Origin of the sequence: Marinobacterium rhizophilum DSM 18822, assembly GCF_000378045.1 — a bacterium.
Taxonomy (GTDB): domain Bacteria; phylum Pseudomonadota; class Gammaproteobacteria; order Pseudomonadales; family Balneatricaceae; genus Marinobacterium_A; species Marinobacterium_A rhizophilum.
In genome coordinates this window covers 52,369-70,133 of the sequence record NZ_KB899101.1, presented here as the reverse complement: position 1 = coordinate 70,133, position 17,765 = coordinate 52,369, and the positions used below count along the sequence as shown (strand labels likewise).

Here is a 17,765-nt window from a genome sequence, read left to right as displayed (position 1 = left end):
ATAAACATATATAGATAATGCATCTTTAAACATGTACCTAAATAACATTTTAAAGGACGTAATCATGCTGCAAGCCCGTCACATCGAGACTGTCCAGTCCACATTGCCACTGCTGGAGTCCGCTGGTACTGCACTGACTGAACATTTTTATGCTCGTATGTTCCGCGACAATCCGGAACTCAAGGACGTGTTCAACCTCGCTCATCAGAAATCAGGCGCGCAGCCCGTCGCACTTTTCAACGCCATTCTCGCCTATGCCCGCCACCTGAATAACCCCGCCGTGCTGAGCCAGGCCATAGAGCGTATTGCCCAGAAACATACCGGCTTCCTGATTCGCCCCGAACAGTACGCCATTGTCGGACACCACCTGCTTGCAACCATCCGCGAGCTGGCACCCGATGCCGCCACCCCCGAAGTCCTTGAAGCCTGGGGACTTGCCTACCAGCAGCTGGCCCAGATCTTTATCGGTCGTGAGGCCGAAATCTATGACCAGGCCGCCGATACCGCCGGCGGATGGCGCGGCACGCGGCGCTTTCGCCTGATTGGCAAGACACAGGAAAGCGAACTGATTACGTCATTTGAATTTGCACCGGTGGATGGCAAAGCGGTGAGTACCTTCAAGCCTGGCCAGTACATTACCGTCTCGATCAGCCACCCCAGCCTTGAGCAGCACGAGTTTCGCCAATATTCACTGTCCGACGCCCCCAACGGGCGCAGCTATCGCATCAGCGTCAAGCGCGAAGACACGCCAGTCCCCGGACAGGTTTCCTCCTACCTGCACACTCAGTTGCAGGTAGGCGATGAGATTGACCTGCTACCGCCGGCCGGTGACTTTTTCCTGAACGTGGAGCACGAAGCCCCGGTGGTTCTGCTCAGCGGCGGTGTGGGCCTGACACCCATGCTAAGCATGTTCAACAACCTGGCACAGACGACAGGCCGGCAGGCGCCGGTCTACTACCTGCATGGCTGCGAAAACGGACGCCAGCATGCCTTTGCCGAGCACGTAGCAGGCCTGTGCGCCAACGATGCCCTGCTGCACAGCTTTACCTGGTATCAGGCCCCTCTGGCGACGGATATCGCCGACCAGGACTACCAGAACACAGGCCTGATGGACCTGGCACCGCTGCGCGCCGCCATCAATGGGGACAAGACGGAATATTACTTCTGTGGTCCCCTGCCATTCATGCAGTCGATACACCGCCAGCTGAAGGCCTGGGGCGTCGCCGACAATCGCCTGCACTACGAACTCTTTGGTCCTCACCAGTCACTTTGAGGCAGCACCTGGCTTGAGTCAAAACCCGGTCGGCAGCAGCGACCGGGTGGATCAGGATGATAGACGACAAGTCAGCGCGCACTGTTACTCGACTGGTACTGCTGCCACTCGTTTTTCCAGTGCGCATCAAGCTGCGGCAGCAACGGCCGCAGTACCGTCTTGTCAGCCTCGGAGACCTTGGCCACTTCCTGTGCCATCACACCAATCTGGGCCACACGGGTCTGAAACTGTGGCGGCATCATGGCCTGCAATGCAGGGTCCATGGTTTGCATGCTGCGGGCCAGCTCCAGTATCTGCGGGTAGGCCGCTTCCGCCTTGAGGGCGGCATAGCCCATCAGTACCCGGTCACCGACCCAGGCCCAGGACTGCGCGTTGACAAAACGCCCGCTGCGCGCCAGCTGGTCCAGCGCCTGGAACTGGTTCGGCTGCTGGCGTTGCAGAATATCCAGTCCCCGCGCATGAGGCCGAAAGGCTTCACCGGATACGGGCTGCAATTCTGCCCGCAGGCGCTGCCCCAGCGCCGGATCCAGCTGGTTGGCGAAGGTCCTGACCTGCGGCATTAGCGCGACATAGGCTTCGGCTTGCGGCGCCGACAGGTCCTGTGCCTGGGCCGATGCTGCGAGCAAACAGAACAGTCCCAGCGCCACTGGCGCCAATGCGGTGAAACGCTTGAACGAAAATCGGCATACCATGGGAAGCAACTCCGGCAGAAAATCAGCAGTATCGGGCCCTGAGTATGAACGCAGCCTGAGCCTGCTGTACAGGCGCTCCGTACCCGGCAGACGATTTGCCGGGGGCCTGTAACACCGACTTGCCGACTGGCGCCCGGCATCGCATAATGCACACCATTACCCATATTTTTGTATACACAACTTTGTATGCAACAACGCCTCAGGACAGCGCCAAGCGCCCGCTCCGATGGCGGTGGCGAAGGGTTCACGCCTAAAACAACCCGACCGGACCGACAGCGCCGCCTGAGCACACTGTCGACGATCTAACTGTTTGAGGACTCCACCATGAACCCGCGTCTATGGATCAAAACGCCGCTGGCTATCTTCACCGGCACCGACCGGGATGCCCGCGGCGGCATCGTTATCGAGAACCAGCGCATTGCTGAAGTGCTGGCGCTCGGCCAGCAACCGGCGCAGCCCTGCCAAACCACCTATGACGCCAGCGAACATGTCGTCATACCGGGACTGATCAACACGCATCACCACTTTTACCAGACACTGACCCGTGCCTACCCGGATGCGCTCAACAAGGAGCTGTTTCCCTGGCTCAAGAGCCTGTACGGGGTCTGGGCCCACCTGGAGCCGGAAATGCACGCTCTGGCCACCCGGCTGGCACTGACCGAGCTGCTGCTTTCCGGCTGCACGACCGCCGCCGACCATCACTATCTGTTCCCTGCCGGCATGGAGCAGGCCATCGATATTCAGGTGGAAGTGGCGCGCACCCTGGGGATTCGGGCCATGCTGACCCGCGGCTCCATGAGCCTGGGCGAAAAGGACGGCGGCCTGCCGCCCCAGAACACGGTACAAACCCAGGAGCAGATCCTGCTCGACAGTGAACGTCTGATAAACCGCTATCACGAGCGTGGCGAGGGTGCCCGTATCCAGATCGCTCTGGCCCCCTGCTCCCCGTTTTCGGTCACGACCGACATCATGCGCGAAAGCGCAGCCCTGGCCGAACGCCTCGATGTACGGCTGCACACCCACCTGGCCGAAACCCTGGACGAAGAAACCTTCTGCCAGCAGCGTTTTGGCATGCGCACCGTGGATTACCTCGAAAGTGTCGGCTGGCTGTCGCCGCGCACCTGGCTGGCCCACGGCATTCATTTCGATGAGCGCGAAATCCAGCGCCTGGGCGCGGCCGGTGTCGGAATCTGCCACTGCCCAAGTTCCAACATGATGCTGGCGTCGGGGATCTGCCGGAACCTTGAGCTTGAAACCGCAGGCGCCGCCATTGGACTGGGTGTGGATGGCTCGGCTTCCAACGATGGCTCCAACATGATCAATGAAGTCCGCCAGGCCCTGTACCTGCAACGCTTGCGCTATGGCGCCGCCAAGGTCACCCATTTCGATGCCTATCGCTGGGCGACCGCGGGCTCGGCACGCGTACTGGGACGTGATGATATCGGCACGCTGGATATCGGCAAACAGGCGGACGTGGCCCTGTTCCGACTCGATGAGCTGCGTTTTTCCGGCAGCCACGACCCACTGGCGGCGCTGCTGTTGTGCGGCGCCCAGCAAGCCGACCGCGTGATGGTCGCCGGCGCATGGAAAGTCATTGATGGCACCCTGCCGGACATCGATCTCGGGCAGCTGGTCGCCGACCACAGGGCCGCCGCGCGCCGCCTGGCCCAAAAGGCAATGTCGACCACGGCGTAGGATGGTGTTAGCCGCCCCCTCCCGGGCCAACAGGTCGTCGCCGACGGACGGCGACTTTCTAAAGAATACGGGTGATTATGACACCGGCCAGCCGACATCAATCAATCTGAATGATCGATAGGGTGGGTTACGCGACGCCCGATTTCAGGCGGCCCCTGGAGCAAAGTACCCTGCGTCGCTACCCCCCCTGCACTCTGTCAACAGGACACTGTTCACGGGTTACTGTTTAGCAAAGCCTGACTAATCGGTTATGATTCCGCATCGCCGCACCCGCGCAATGCTGTGCCGGCCCCTAATCGATCAGGAGAACAGACTCATGGCTTCAGTGCCCTACCGCAAAGACTTCCCGGTATCCTGGGAGGAACTGCATCGCAATGCCCGCGCGCTGTCCTGGCGCCTGCTTGAACTGGGCCCCTGGAAGGGCATTATTGCGATCACGCGCGGTGGCTTGGTACCGGCGGCTATCCTGGCCCGCGAACTGGACATCCGCCTGATTGATACCATCTGCGTGACCAGCTACGCCAAAGGCGATGAGAGCGGCGCCGCCGCCATGGTGCGCGGTGAGCTGAACATTCTCAAAAGCGTCGAGGGCGACGGTGAAGGCATGATCCTGATCGACGACCTGGTGGATACCGGCAAAACCGCCCAGTGCGTGCGCGACCTGCTGCCCAAGGCCCACTTCGCCACCATTTATGCCAAACCCGCCGGCAAACCACTGGTGGATACCTTTATCACCGAGGTCAGCCAGGACACCTGGATCCGTTTCCCCTGGGACATGGACTACGCCTTCGCGCCCCCGCTGGCCGACCGCTAACCCCCCTCCTTTGCGCATCGGGCTTGCGCCTGCTGCAGCGCCAGGTCACAGGCTGCACTGGCATCCTGGCACCTTTTCGGGTTAACTCAGAGTGTTGATCCACCGGTGAGTACCGGTGGAGATCCGGACCTGCGCAAAGGAGATCATGGCCATGGAATACTTTCTCAACAGCCTGCCTAAAGCCGAACTGCACATGCACCTGGAAGGCAGCCTCGAGCCCGAACTGATGTTCGAACTGGCGCGGCGCAACAGCATTGAGCTGCCCTACGACACCGTTGACCAGATCCGTGCGGCCTACAACTTTGGCAACCTGCAGGACTTTCTCGACCTCTACTACCAGGGGGCCGGTGTACTCCAAACGGAGCAGGATTTCTACGATCTGACCTGGGCGTACCTGAAGCAGTGTGAAGCTCAGAACGTCATCCACACTGAACCATTTTTTGATCCGCAGACCCATACCGCCCGCGGCATCGACATCGGTACCGTCATCCGCGGCATAACCCGGGCACTGCAACATGGCCGTGAACAGCTGGGCATCAGCAGCCGCCTGATCCTGTGCTTTCTGCGCCATCTGAGCGAGGAAGAGGCCGCCCACACCCTGGACCAGGCGCTGCCCTATCGCGAGCATTTCGTCGCCGTGGGCCTGGACAGCTCCGAAGCCGGCCATCCACCGGCCAAATTTCAGCGCGTGTTCGATCACGCCCGCAGCCTGGGCCTGCTCACCGTGGCCCACGCCGGCGAAGAAGGCCCACCGGAGTATATCTGGCAGGCGCTGGATCTGCTTAAGGTCGCCCGTATCGACCACGGCGTCAGGGCCAGCGAAGACCCGGTCCTGATCGAACGCCTCGCGCGCGAGCAGATTCCCCTCACCGTCTGTCCGCTATCCAATGTGCGCCTGCGGGTATTCGACCAGATGCAGGACCACAATGTACTCCAGCTGATGCAGCAGGGGCTGCGCATTACCATCAACTCAGACGATCCAGCCTACTTCGGCGGCTATATGGAGGAAAATTTCCTGGCCCTGCACGAAGCGCTGTCGCTGACCCGCGCCCAGGCGATTCAGCTCAGCCGCAATGCGTTTGACAGTGCTTTTGTCAGCGAGGAAGAAAGGGCGGCATTACAGGCTCGGCTCGATGCCTTTGTCAGCGAGTACGGCACATAGCCCGCAAAATACCCGCATCAGAACAGCCCGAACTGGGGCGCGACCAGGGCATCGAAGTCCTGCCCCAGAAAGGGCAGCAGGGTATCCACCACCGGCTTGAGCTGGCGATCGATATAGTGCTGATAATCCAGCGGTGAGCGCACCCAGCCCAGCGGCTCCGGCCCGTTCACTGTAATCAGATACTCCACATGGCTACCGGGGCGCAACGGGCTGCGTCGCCCCTGGCGCTGCATTTCATGCTCGATCTTCAGCGCAGCCTGCACATGGGGCGGCCGGTTGCGCTGGTACTGATCCAGTGGCCGGCGCAGCCGTTTGCGGTATACCAGCTCGCTATCCAGTTCACCGGCCAGCACCCGTGCCACGGTATCGCGAATCAGGTCCTCGTAGGGCTGGTCGTGAAAAACGCGCTCATAGAGTTCAAGCTGCAGCCGCCGTGCCAGGGGCGTCCAGTCGGTACGGACATTTTCCAGCCCCCGAAAGACCAGTTCTTCGCCGCCACCCTCAAGACGTTTAAGCCCGGCATAGCGCTTTTTGCTGCCCTTGTCGGAATGGCGCATGCGGGGCATCAGAAAACGGTGGTAATGGGTTTCGTATTCGATTTCCAGGTGGCAGGGCAACCCGAAACGCTGCATGAGCTGCTCGCGCCACCAGTCATTCAGGTGTTGCGCCAGCGCCTGACCGCTGCGATGCGCCTGTGCATCAGTGCAGCTGTCGCCGAGCCAGACGAACACCGAATCGGTATCGCCGTAGATCACTCGAAAGCCAAAACGCTGCTCGATCTCATCCCGGGTCCGGTTCAGAATTTCATGACCGCGCAGGGTAATGGAGCCGGCCAGGCGCTGATCGAAGAAGCGGCATACATTGGAGCCCAGCACGCCGTAGAAGGAATTCATGATGATCTTGATAGCCTGGGACAGGGGCGCATTATGCGCCTGCTTGGCCTCGTCACGGGCCTGCCACAGACGCTCGATAATGCGCGGCAGAATGGTCTGGCTACGGGAAAAAATGGCCCCGTTAAAACCCGGCACCAGGTCATCGGGATCAGCCCCGTCGCGCAGCCCCTGGGCCATGCCGTAAGGGTCAACACAAAAGGTGCGGATAATGCTGGGATACAGGCTCTTGAAGTCCAGCACCAGCACCTGGCGATAGAGCCCCGGCACCGATTCCATGACAAAACCGCCGGGAATCGACAGACCCGACTGGCCGGATGCATATTCGGACGCCACATACCCCTGACGATGCAGGCGCGGCAGATACTGGTTGTCGAATGCCGCCGCGGAGCCGCCGATCTTGTCCAGGGCCAGTCCGGTCAGGCGGGCCCGCTCCACCAGGTAATGCAGCAGCTGCGCCTTGGCAAAGATATCCCACACCAGCACACAGTCTTCCAGATTGTAACGCGCCAGCGCTTCCGGATCCTCGCGAAACAGGCGCTGGATTTCCTCGCCCCGGGTATCTACCTTGTCGACCAGCTTGCCACGCTGCAGAAAGACCCGCGCCACATGCTCCAGCGAAAAGCTCTCAAAGCTGAAGGTGGCGCCGCGCAGGGTGTCGATACCATCGATCACCAGCCGGCCCGCCAGGCGTACAAACCCCTTGCCGCCGGCCGACTCAATCAGCTGCAGAGGGCTTGAATCCCGCCCCAGGCAGAGCGCCACGCCCAGGGCCCGGGCGCGTTGCGCCAGCACGCGAAAATCAAACTCGATAACGTTCCAGCCGATGAAGATATCAGGGTCAAACTCTGCAACCAGCGCCATCAGCCGGCTCAGCAACGCGCGTTCGTCGGGCAGAAACTCGAGCCAGTCGGTCGTGCGGCCCTGGCCGCGCATCAGCACCTTGCGCATACCATCGCCGTATAACCCGATGGAGTGGATGCGATCGGCGTTAAGGGTCGTTTCCAGGTCAATGGACAACATGCGCAACCGCGCGCCGTACTCAACCGGGCGCAGCAGCGCGCTGCCGTCGGTGCGCCGGTGAACACTGACGCCACCCTGGATGAAGCGCTCCATGAGATAGCGATCGACCGGGCGGATATCTTCTTCCAGCAGCGCGATGGCGCCACGTTTCAGGCGCTCGATCAGGCTGCGCAACAGTTTCAGGCTCGAGCAGTACAACGCAGACACCGGCGCACCGGTAAGGTCCTGCAGCTCCAGTTCGACCAGCGACCAGCCCGACAGGTCCTGCAACAGTTCACGCACCTGCCCGGCCTGGCTGCAACGGATAAAGAAGACCGCTTTCTGGCCCGGGATGCGCACTTCCTGCGCACCGTCATCAGTACAAAGCCAGTAGCTCAGCTCGATGCCCTCCGGGGTATCGCGCTGCTGCCGGCTCAGTACAAAGCCCGTCAGCGCAGGCGGCGCGCTCAAGCGCTGAAAGGCGCCACGACTTCAAGTCCCGCAAAGGCCTGCTCGACCTGCGCCTGATCACCGGCCTCGAACAGCAGCTTGAGGTTGGGGCCCGCATCCATGGTGAAATAGAGCGCCAGTCCCTGTTCTCGCAACTGCCAGACCTGCTGCATGGCAGCCACCGAATCCGGTGTCCAGTACAGCAGCGGCGGCCAGGATGCGATCATGGTGGCATGCATCGACAGCGCATTCTGCTCGGCGGTCTGGCCCAGCAGAGCAAAGTCTTTCTCGCCGATAGCCTGGTGCAGCCGGGTCAGGTCGGCGGCGGCCTGCAGCGGCCAGCTCTGATACAGGTGCGCCGTTTCGATGGTGCGCTTCATGCCAGCACGGCTGTCGACGGCCTTTTCGCCGGTCGCCACCTTGACCAGGCCAATGCGCAGCTCGGGCCAGCTCGCCTCCAGCCTGACGCCGTGGGAATCCATACCATCATCGCGAATGCCATCCTCCCACTGCACGAACCCCTCAAACAGAGACCGACAGGCGCTGCCGCTGCCCATGCGGGCAAAGGCCGACAGGACCGCAGGCGCAAGCTCAAGATTCAGCCACTCATTCAGCGCCAGAGTGAGGGCGGCAAAGCCCGACGCCGACGAGGCCAGCCCCGCGGCCGTCGGAATATTGTTCTGTGTGTGCACATGAACCGGCAAGGCGTGACCGGCGCGAAACAGGTCGACAAAGGCCAGCAGCTTTTGGCTAAAGGCACTGTCAGCGGCCTGCTCTGCACCGTTGAGCCAGACCCGGTCACGGCCATCGGTGGCGTGAACCAAGCGGGTACGCGTGCCCAGGTGTGCCAGCGATACTGACAGACTCGCATTGATCGGCAGGTTCAACTCGGCATCGCGCTTGCCCCAGTATTTGCAAAGCGCAATATTGCTTGGCGCAAAGGCTTCGGCTTCATCACGCGGCGTCAGCGTCGCCGGAAGATGCGCCTGTACAACCTGTTGTTTAGTGATCATGTGCTGCATCTCCCCTGCCGGTCTCCATAAATGTACTGACGCCCGCGGGCCGCCTCAATAGCGCTCCAGGCGCAAACCCTGGCCACTGACCGCCACCTCAATGCGCTGAAAATCCTGCGCAAGCGCTGCATCGTTGCCCAGCGCCAGCACGCAGTCACCCAGGCCTGAGCCCGATATCTTGCAGCCCATCACCTCTGGATTGCTGCGCAGGCGATAAATCATCTGCGCCAGCGTCTGGTCATTCACACCCAGCGCATCCATCAGCCCCTGATAGAGATTCATCAGCCTGCCCAGCTGAGGCCAGTCCTGCGCTCGAATGGCTGACTCTGCCGCCTCAGTGGTGCTGTGCATAAGGGCATAAAGCCCGCTATACAGCGGCTCCAGCCCAACCGAAGACTGCGCCACCCGCGCCAGCACATCCGGTGTACGGGTCTTGTAGCCCGCATAATACAAGCTGATGGGGGGCAGGCCCGGTAGCGGATCGACACGCCTTGGCGCGACTGTATAGCCAATAAGGCCGCCATACACGCTGGCGGCCAGGTCGGTGCCCGACCCCCGCCCCTGCACCTGGTGAATCACCGCGAGGGCGCGGTCAAACACGTACTCGGGCGCGGTGCCCTCATCGCAACAGGCCAGCAGTGCGGCTACCAGCGCGGCGGTGACCGCCGCCGAGGACCCCAGCCCCACCGTATGGGAAAATTCGGATTCAATATCCAGTTCGAAACCACGCGGCAGCCGGTCGGCGAACAGGCCGATGGTGGCCAGCACAAAACTGAGGTTTTCATCCTGCGGTAGCGCATCCAGGGTGCCGCTGGCGTTACCCAGCGCTGAGCGCACATGCACTTCCCGGTCCGGGCGCCGGACCAGGTGCAGGTGCATAAAGCGGTTTACCGCGCAGGCAATGGCCCGGTGACCGAACAGCACAGCATGCTCGCCCATGACCATGATGCTGCCCGGCGCGCTGACCCTGATGCCTGTCCACTCATTCATGCCGATCGACTCTCCATTAACGGATAACGGCGTTGCAAACTGTGTGGCTGCCGATTCCCAAACGCTCACGACAGCCAGTGTACGCCCTGACGCTCTTCCTTCAGTTCACCCCAGCGCCAGTCCGGCGCCAGATGCAGCGCATCCGGCGTACCCTGCGGCAGCCAGATAAGCATGAGTCCGCCCTGATCCCCGGATACGGAACCGGCGCCGCATACCTTGGCGGCACCGCCGCGCTGCTCCACCTGCTCGGCCAGACGCACCAGCGGTGCCGGCACGACACCAATGCGCGTCAGCAAACGGTGGTTTTCCCGCACCGGCTCAACCATCGGCAGCCCCTGCAGCAGGGCCTGCTCCACCCGGCAGGTCACCTCGGCAAATTCGCTCCAGATGGACGAGCCCGTAAAGTTGCGGCGCACCCGGTCAACACAGGCGCCGGTGCTTGATGCCGGCGTGCCGGTAAACAGCCAGTACCAGCCGCGCCCCAGTCCCTGCTCGGCCAGCGGCAAGCGGCTTATGACCCCGCCCCGCAAGCGCACCAGCCCGCCGTGGCAGACCGTCGCCGCATCAATGGCACTGCCCTGGCCATGCTGCAGACGTTCACAGTGACGCACCTGCTGTACCAGCTCATCGAGGTCTTCAAACTGGCCAAAAAGTTTGAGCAGTGACGCGATCAGGGCAGCGGATGAGCCCATACCGGCCCCAATGGGGATATCGGAGTCGATTTTGACCCGTCCGCCATGCAAGTGTTCGAGTCCTGACAACAGACGCGCCATATCCACGGCGTAGAACACCAGTTCGGCGGGCTTTTTAAGGATCTGCCCGATGGTCAGCTCGCCGCGCAGGTAACGTTCGAAATAGGAATCCAGCCGTGTGCGCAGGGAATGAAACTTGTCGAATCCCAGTACATGGGTCTTTTCGTGGGTCTGCCAGCTTAGACGCGGCAGACGGTCGGACTCAAAGCTGACGCGCATGTGTCGGTCCACCGCCAGCGCCAGTGCCGGCGCCCCATGGACAACCGAGTGTTCACCACTGAGTATGATTTTGCCCGGGGCGCAGACTTGCTTTAACACACAACGTATTCGCGCTTGTGATGGGAAATCGCCGCCAGGCGGAAGCGCCCGGTGGTAACCGCCGGAAGGTCATGGTGCTCGCCGTCACGGGGGTCCGGATAGCGATACAGCTGCAGATATTCGTCGTAGCTCAGCGCCTGGCGCGCGTCCAGCAGCTGACGGTGCCGGTCACGGTGCAGCCAGCGTTCGTAGCCTTCCACCACCTTGCCGGAGAAAAACTCCGCCACGCAGCCCGAGCCATAGCTGAAAAAGCCGATGCGCTCGCCCGCCAGACTCCGCTTGCCGTTTTCCAGCAGGGATGCCAGGCCGATATACATCGAGGCCGTATAGCTGTTGCCGATCGCACGGTTGTACAGCAGCGTATCTTCGATCTGGTACTCCTGCTGTTCAGGACTCAGCGCAGACTTGTTCAGCTTGGCCAGGTACTGATGCGCCTTCTGGGCCATGCGTCCGAACGGCAGGTGGTAGCAGAAATGACCAAAATCATTGAACGTCAGTGCGCTGACGGTGCGGAAATTTTCCCAGGCCTTCTTCAGCGACTTGAGATAGATCTTGGTGGAATACTTGCCGTCCACCAGCGCTGTGGCCCGGTAATTGGGACGCCAGAAATCCATCACATCCTCGGTGTAGTTGCCCACTTCGGGGTCAATTTCCACCAGTCGCGGCTTGGCACTGATCATCAAGGCAACGGCACCGCAGCCCTGGGTCGCCTCACCGGGCGTATTCAAATCGTAACGGGCGACATCGGAGGCCACGACCAGTACCTTGCTGTCTGGCTTGCGTGCGACCAGGGCACAGGCCATCTGAAGCGCCGCCGTGGCACTGTAGCAGGCCTGTTTCAGCTCAACCACGCGACAATTCGACGACAGTCCCAGCAGACGGTGCACATAGACACCCGCCGCCTTCGACTGGTCAATCCCGGTTTCGGTCGCAAACAGCAATGTCGTTACGCGTTCACCGGCGCCTTCAGCGAGCAGCGGCATCGCAGCATTGGCCGCCATGGTGACGATATCCTCGTCCGGCGCAGCCATGCCCATTTTTTCCTGCCCTATACCCACATAGTACTTGTCCGGGTCCGTCTGCTGGGCCTCGGCCAGAGTGCGCAGATCCAGGTAGTAGTTCGAGGTATAGAAACTAATTTCATCAATACCGACTGACATAGGTGGTTATGTTCCTCAACGTTCCTCAAGAACCAGGTTCTGGTTCCCGAGCAACGACGCAATATCCGGAGTTCCCAGCAGAAACATGGCGATTCTAAATTCTCTGCGCAGCTGTTCAATCACCGCAACCACGGCATCCGCAGACTCCATGGCCGGGCGAAGAAAGGGTGCCGCCAGGCCACACAAAGAGCCGCCGAGTATAACAGATTTCACCATATCAATCCCATCTCTGAGACCGCCGCTGGCGATAAGTGTGGCACGGTCGCAATAGGGTTTGGCAAGTTTCAATGCCAGCGGCGTGGGTGTCCCCCAGTCCTGGAAACGCAACCCGGTCGGATCTTCGCCACCGCCGCAGCGATGGTACTCAATCCGGCTCCATGAAGTCCCGCCACTGCCGGCCACATCAAACAGCGTTACACCCCGGGCCAGACCTTCTGCAATATCTTCAGGTGCCAGGCCGCAGCCCACCTCCTTGAGGATCAGCGGTACCGACAGCGTACTCGCAAGGGCCGCTATACGCTCGCCCAGACCCGCAAAATTAGTGTCGCCTTCGGGCTGAATGGCCTCCTGCAGCGGATTGAGGTGCAGGTACAGCGCATCAGCCTCCAGGCAATCCACCGCCTGCTGACACTGGCGCTGATCAAACCCGTAGTTCAGCTGCACGGCACCGATATTGCCCATCAGCAGCGTGGTCGGGGCCAGGTGGCGCAACTCAAAGCTGGAGCGCGCTTCGGGCTGCGTGAACATCACCCGCTGCGAACCCACCGCCAGGGCGACCTGGCAGCGTTCAGCCGCGACAGCCAGGTTGTGGTTAATGGTACGTACCAGCGCATGATCACCCCCCGTCATGGAGGAGATCAGCAGTGGAAAGCTGAGCGTCTTGCCAAGGAGGGTCGTCGAGCTGTCGATTGCGGCCAGGTCCAGGTTCGGCAGCGCCCGGTGTCGCAGGTGTATGCGGTCGAACCAGGCCCCGCCCCGCTCGATGGACGGATCCTTCTCGATGGCCCTGATATGCTCAATCTTGCGCTCGTTCGTCGGGTCCGACATTATCGCTCCAGCTTGAGATGAGCCTGCATCAGCTCACCGGGATTGGTTTGCGCAGCCAGCAGAGACAACTCTCCACAGAGCACCGTAGCACCACAGATTGCCGCCAGCCGGCGGGCATTGGCACCTGGTTCCCGGTCTTCCTTGCACCCCAGCAGGCGCAGATTTTCCTCGACAAAATCGAGCCCCTTGCCGTTGCCCACCGTACCTACGATCAGGTTGGGCAGCGTGCAGGAGAAGTACAGATCACCGTTGCGTACTTCAGCGTGCACGACCCCCTGGGAACCTTCAATAATATTGGCCGCATCCTGGCCTGTCGCCAGATAAAACGCCAGTAACATGTTGGCATAGTGCGCATTGGCGCTGCGCAGACCACCCGCAATCAAGGTACCGATCAGGTTTTTCTTGATATTGAGGTCGACCACTTTCTCCGGCGTGGTGTGCAGTTTGCGCTGGCACAACTCTCGCGGAATAAGGATCTCGGTCACCACATACTTGCCACGACCGAGAATGCCATTCACCGCCGTGGCCTTCTTGTCTGAGCAATAGTTGGCCGAAATCGACGAATAGCGCAGCCCCGGGTACTCGGACAGAATCCAGGGGATTAGCTTGTCGGCGGCATTGGTCACCATATTGTGACCCGAGGCATCACCGGTAGTGAACTCAAGGCGCAGGTAGATCAGATTGGCGACCACCTGGGAGTGCATGTCGATCAGTTGTGCAAAGCGACTGGAGCTCCCCACAACCGCGTTCATCGCCTCGCGCCGGCTCTTGATCGATTGCAGCGCCTCGTGCGCGGCCAGGGCATCATCCGCTTCCAGCAAGATAGAACGACTCATGCGCTCATCAATCACCGACGTCTTGATACCACCGGCAAGCACGGAAATACGCGCACCGCGTCCTACGGAGTGCCACAAGGGTGTTTCGTAGGTCGCCAGCGGCACCCACACCTTCTCGTCAACCAGGTGCCCGGTCAAACGAATGGGCCCGACCGAACGCATCGGTATGGGCGCCTGTTGGATCTTGTGTGCTTTCATAAGTGGGTATGCCGCACCAATTAAAAAGGGTTGCGCCATGCAACCCTTGAGCTCTATGAATGTTCAGGCAGCGCGGATTTTATCCAGCCGCCAGAGCAGATGCAAACCAACCCGGTTACGGATTGGTGCCCGCCATCTCTGTTGCATCAACCATGGCACCATCCTGAGGCAGCGATACGTCCAGCGCACTGAGCAGCTGGCCGGTACCATTAAGGACCCGATACTGGGCGATCAGGTAATCAAAAGTGGAGTCGGTAAGCGTATTCTTGGCCGAGAAGACCTCGTTTTCGGTATCCAGCAAATCGAGCAGCGAACGCTGGCCGATATCAAACTGCTTCAGGTATGAGTCGCGGGTTTTCTCAGACGACGCCACATACTGTTCGAGGAACTTCACCTGCTGGCCGAGGATTTCATAAGCGTTCCAGGACAGCCCCAGGCTTTGTACAACCTGGCGGTCAGCGCTGTGGCGAATGTCTTCGGCTTCATGGATCTGGTACTGGGTTTTACGAATGCGTGCGTCGTCGGAGCCACCGTTATAGAGGTTGTAACGCAGACGCAACATGGCGGTAAAATCTTCGTTATCACCGCTTACGCCGTCGATATCGTTAAACAGCGTACGCTCCATTTCGAAATGGAATGTGGGATAGCGGCGACTGTAGGCCGCTTCGTACTGGGCCTTGGCAGCCTCAATGTCGGATTCCGCCAACTGCAGCGTCGGCTGATTCGCAGCAGCCTGCTCCAGCGCATCGTCCAGGCTCGCCGGAACGTTCAGCCCCATCGGAACCTCAAACTGCTCAGGCGGCTCGACGCCAACCACGCGGATATAGTTGGCCTTGGCATCGCGCAGGTTATTGTCCGCAGCCAGCACATTGACCTCAGCCAATGCCAAACGGCTCTCAGCCTGCTGAATGGAAGACAGGCTGCCAAGACCGGACTCGGAGCGCTTGCGAATCTGATCATAGATGCGAACGTGGTTGTAGAGGGTTTCCTTGGACAGACGCAGCAACTCCTGGCGACGAATCAGTTCCAGGTAGCTACGGGCAGTATCCAGCGCAAACTGTTCAGCCACTTCACGCACACGGGCATCGGCCGAACGCAGCCGGGCTTCCTGGCGCTGTATTTCGCTTTCGGTGGCCAAGCCATCAAACAGCATGTGACGGAAATTCAGCGTCGCTTCCTGGCGCCACAATTCTTCCTGACCATTACCGCCGGTCGCGTCCTGGGCACTGCGGGTTGTCGGGCTGTCGGTCCACTCGTAGCCGACACCAATCAACAGATCGATATCCGGATAGCGCCCACCAACGGCTTCGCGCACCTCCTCAGCCACGGCGCGCTTGGCATTTAGCGCTGCCGCCACTTCCGGGTTCTCCAGCATGGAGTCGGAAACCACCTGCTCCAACGGCGCCGCCTGGGCAACCTGAATCGCCGAAGCGACAGCCAAACTCAAGAGAACCCCTATCCTTTTGCTCATCTTTTGAATCTCCCTAGTAGCGACGTGCGCCAACCGTTCAATGAATTGTTTGTCGTTCTTGTGCCATTAAAATCAGCGAAACACGATCTCCAGCCCCGGTTTTCCGCAATATGGCACTGATATGCGCTTTTACAGTTCGCTCCGTAATCTGTAATTCCCTGGCAATCTGTTTGTTGGACGCACCGGTCAACAGTATATCCAACACCTGCTGTTCACGCTCGCTCAAATCAGCAGCCAGACCGACCTTTTCTGACTGCACCGACAATAAAGAAAAGGGATGACCATTTAACAGCCGTTTAAGCAACTGCTGCATAACAGAAGGCGAGGCCCAAATATCGCCGCGCCATACTGTTTCCAGCAGCTGTTGCATCAGCGAGCCTGTAATGAAAGTACTGGCATAGCCTTTGGCGCCTTGCGCAAGCAGGCGAATGCCTTCATCGTTCTGCGGGCGGTCCGCCATAATAACGAACAGCTGCTGCGTGGACTCTAGCCGCTGCAGCAACGCTCGGCGCTGTTCATGCGCCACCGAATCCAGATGCAGCAATAACAACCCGCCAGGCAGTCCCTCGCTCAGCTGCGCCGCCTGTAGCTGACGCACCGGATACCCCGACAACAACCGATCCCAACGACTCGCAACATTGGCGTGCACGGAAAAAAAACCAAGTTCCATATCAGCGTTCCGTAAAGGCCCGGTCCCGGGCTTTTAGAATTGGCTTCAAAATGTAATCCATTACTGTTTTTTTACCCGTCAGAATATCTACGCTCACCGTCATGCCGGCGATCAGCGGCAGCTTTTTATCCGCACTACCCAGGTAAGGCTGCCTGGTTTCAAGACGCACCAGGTAATACGCGCGTTTTTCCTCATCGAGTATCGTGCTCGGTGAAACAAATCCCACCGTCGCATCCAGCCCGCCATAAATAGAAAAGTCATAGGCTGAAACCTTGACCCTTGCCGGCAGCCCAACACGAATCTGTGCAATATCAGCCGGACGCACCCGCGCCTCCACAAGCAGGCGATCCTCCCAGGGCACGATGTTCAACAGTTCATCGCCGGGCTGAACCACACCTTCGACCGTATTCACCAACAACTGCTTTACCGTGCCTTTTACCGGGGAACGAACCTCAGTTCGAGTAATCCGGTCCTGCATGCCCTGCAGCGTTTCCTTCAGACGGGCCAATTCGCCGCTCATCTCGTTCAACTCGGCACGGGCCTTGGAGCGGAACTGCAGCTCGCCTTCATTCAGACGACTACGATTCTCGGCGATGGCCGCCTCAATACGCGGCACACTGAGCCTTATACCAGCGAGCTCGCCCTTCATGTCATTGACCTGACGGCGCAGGCGCAGGTATTCAACTTCCGAAATAACCCCCTCACCCACCAGCGGCTGCATGATATCCAGCTCCTGCAACAGCAGGTTGTAACTGCTGCGAATCTGCTCTTCCTTGGATTTTGCCTCACGCAGCTCCTGGCGCCGCTGCTCGAGCTGACGCCCGGTGGTCGCCAGACTCGCCCGCAATTCTTGCTCCCGCGCACGGTACAGGTTACGTTCACGCTCAAGCTGCAACGTGAACTCTAGCGGGTAGTTTTCGGGGGCAACGAAGGGCGTTCCATCGGCTTCGGCCTGCAGGCGGGCCAACTTGGCGACCAGCTCGTACTCGCGCACCTGGCTCTCGTTAAAGGCACTCGAAAAGCGGGTATCGTCAATACGCAGCAGCACCTGCCCGCGCTCGACCAGGTCTCCTTCGCGCACCAGTATTTCAGACACGATGCCCCCTTCCAGGTTCTGCACGACCTGCAGCTGGCTCGACGGGATAATCTCACCATCACCGCGACTGATTTCATCGAGTTCAGCCCAGTTGGCCCACAGCAATGCCAGCAGCACGAACAGAGCCATTGCCCAAAGCAGAACACGCGCACTGCGCGGCGTCTGCTCGAGCATGGCCTCGCTGATACTGGTCATGAACTGGGTATCTTGCCGGTTGGCGATCCTTTTCATATCGA

The 17,765-nt window shown here is 60.1% G+C and carries 15 protein-coding genes; 4 read left to right on the top strand and 11 right to left on the bottom strand.

Going from position 1 to position 17,765, the window contains the following annotated elements; all coding sequences use genetic code 11:
- The first annotated feature begins 64 nt into the window (after positions 1-64).
- Positions 65-1,273, top strand: coding sequence for an NO-inducible flavohemoprotein (hmpA, locus tag F451_RS0114535; protein WP_020682115.1), 1,209 nt, complete (start codon positions 65-67; stop codon positions 1,271-1,273).
- Positions 1,274-1,344: 71 nt separating this feature from the next.
- Here hmpA and F451_RS0114530 read toward each other — a convergent pair whose 3' ends face one another.
- Complete coding sequence (locus tag F451_RS0114530; RefSeq protein WP_020682114.1) at positions 1,345-1,965, bottom strand: hypothetical protein; 621 nt, start codon at positions 1,963-1,965, stop codon at positions 1,345-1,347.
- 324 nt (positions 1,966-2,289) lie between these two features.
- Here F451_RS0114530 and F451_RS0114525 point away from each other — a divergent pair, with 324 nt between their 5' ends.
- From F451_RS0114525 to F451_RS0114515, 3 genes are all read left to right on the top strand, one after another.
- Positions 2,290-3,660: an 8-oxoguanine deaminase gene (locus F451_RS0114525; RefSeq protein ID WP_020682113.1), complete on the top strand. Its 1,371-nt coding sequence runs from the start codon at positions 2,290-2,292 to the stop codon at positions 3,658-3,660.
- A gap of 316 nt (positions 3,661-3,976) precedes the next feature.
- Positions 3,977-4,474, top strand: coding sequence for a xanthine phosphoribosyltransferase (gene gpt, locus F451_RS0114520; protein WP_020682112.1), 498 nt, complete (start codon positions 3,977-3,979; stop codon positions 4,472-4,474).
- Between the two features lie 151 nt (positions 4,475-4,625).
- Positions 4,626-5,636 (top strand): adenosine deaminase, encoded by a 1,011-nt coding sequence (locus F451_RS0114515; protein ID WP_020682111.1) that lies wholly within the window; start codon positions 4,626-4,628, stop codon positions 5,634-5,636.
- A gap of 17 nt (positions 5,637-5,653) precedes the next feature.
- Here the strand turns inward: F451_RS0114515 and F451_RS0114510 are convergent, their stop codons facing one another.
- The 10 genes from F451_RS0114510 to F451_RS0114465 form a co-directional block, all read right to left on the bottom strand.
- Positions 5,654-7,999: a DNA polymerase II gene (locus tag F451_RS0114510; protein WP_020682110.1), complete on the bottom strand. Its 2,346-nt coding sequence runs from the start codon at positions 7,997-7,999 to the stop codon at positions 5,654-5,656.
- The gene (gene mvaD, locus F451_RS0114505; RefSeq protein ID WP_156826498.1) at positions 7,996-8,991 is read right to left on the bottom strand and encodes a diphosphomevalonate decarboxylase; all 996 of its coding nucleotides are present in this window, start codon (positions 8,989-8,991) and stop codon (positions 7,996-7,998) included. Before mvaD ends, F451_RS0114510 begins: the two co-directional genes overlap by 4 nt.
- A gap of 54 nt (positions 8,992-9,045) precedes the next feature.
- Positions 9,046-9,981: a mevalonate kinase family protein gene (locus tag F451_RS0114500; protein WP_020682108.1), complete on the bottom strand. Its 936-nt coding sequence runs from the start codon at positions 9,979-9,981 to the stop codon at positions 9,046-9,048.
- Between the two features lie 65 nt (positions 9,982-10,046).
- A complete protein-coding gene (locus F451_RS0114495; RefSeq protein WP_020682107.1) occupies positions 10,047-11,051 on the bottom strand; it encodes a mevalonate kinase family protein in 1,005 nt (334 codons plus the stop codon).
- Positions 11,045-12,211, bottom strand: coding sequence for a hydroxymethylglutaryl-CoA synthase (locus F451_RS0114490; protein ID WP_020682106.1), 1,167 nt, complete (start codon positions 12,209-12,211; stop codon positions 11,045-11,047). The genes F451_RS0114495 and F451_RS0114490 overlap by 7 nt, the downstream gene beginning before the upstream one ends.
- A gap of 15 nt (positions 12,212-12,226) precedes the next feature.
- Positions 12,227-13,258 carry a type 2 isopentenyl-diphosphate Delta-isomerase gene (gene fni / locus F451_RS0114485; RefSeq protein ID WP_020682105.1) on the bottom strand — a complete coding sequence of 344 codons (1,032 nt, stop codon included), beginning with the start codon at positions 13,256-13,258 and terminating at the stop codon, positions 12,227-12,229.
- A complete protein-coding gene (locus tag F451_RS0114480; protein WP_026291781.1) occupies positions 13,258-14,292 on the bottom strand; it encodes a hydroxymethylglutaryl-CoA reductase in 1,035 nt (344 codons plus the stop codon). The genes fni and F451_RS0114480 overlap by 1 nt, the downstream gene beginning before the upstream one ends.
- 115 nt (positions 14,293-14,407) lie before the next feature.
- Positions 14,408-15,763 carry a TolC family outer membrane protein gene (locus F451_RS25630; protein ID WP_040879887.1) on the bottom strand — a complete coding sequence of 452 codons (1,356 nt, stop codon included), beginning with the start codon at positions 15,761-15,763 and terminating at the stop codon, positions 14,408-14,410.
- 37 nt (positions 15,764-15,800) lie between these two features.
- Positions 15,801-16,433, bottom strand: coding sequence for a helix-turn-helix transcriptional regulator (locus tag F451_RS25625; RefSeq protein WP_020682102.1), 633 nt, complete (start codon positions 16,431-16,433; stop codon positions 15,801-15,803).
- Between the two features lies 1 nt (position 16,434).
- Complete coding sequence (locus F451_RS0114465; protein WP_020682101.1) at positions 16,435-17,760, bottom strand: HlyD family type I secretion periplasmic adaptor subunit; 1,326 nt, start codon at positions 17,758-17,760, stop codon at positions 16,435-16,437.
- Positions 17,761-17,765 lie beyond the last annotated feature (5 nt).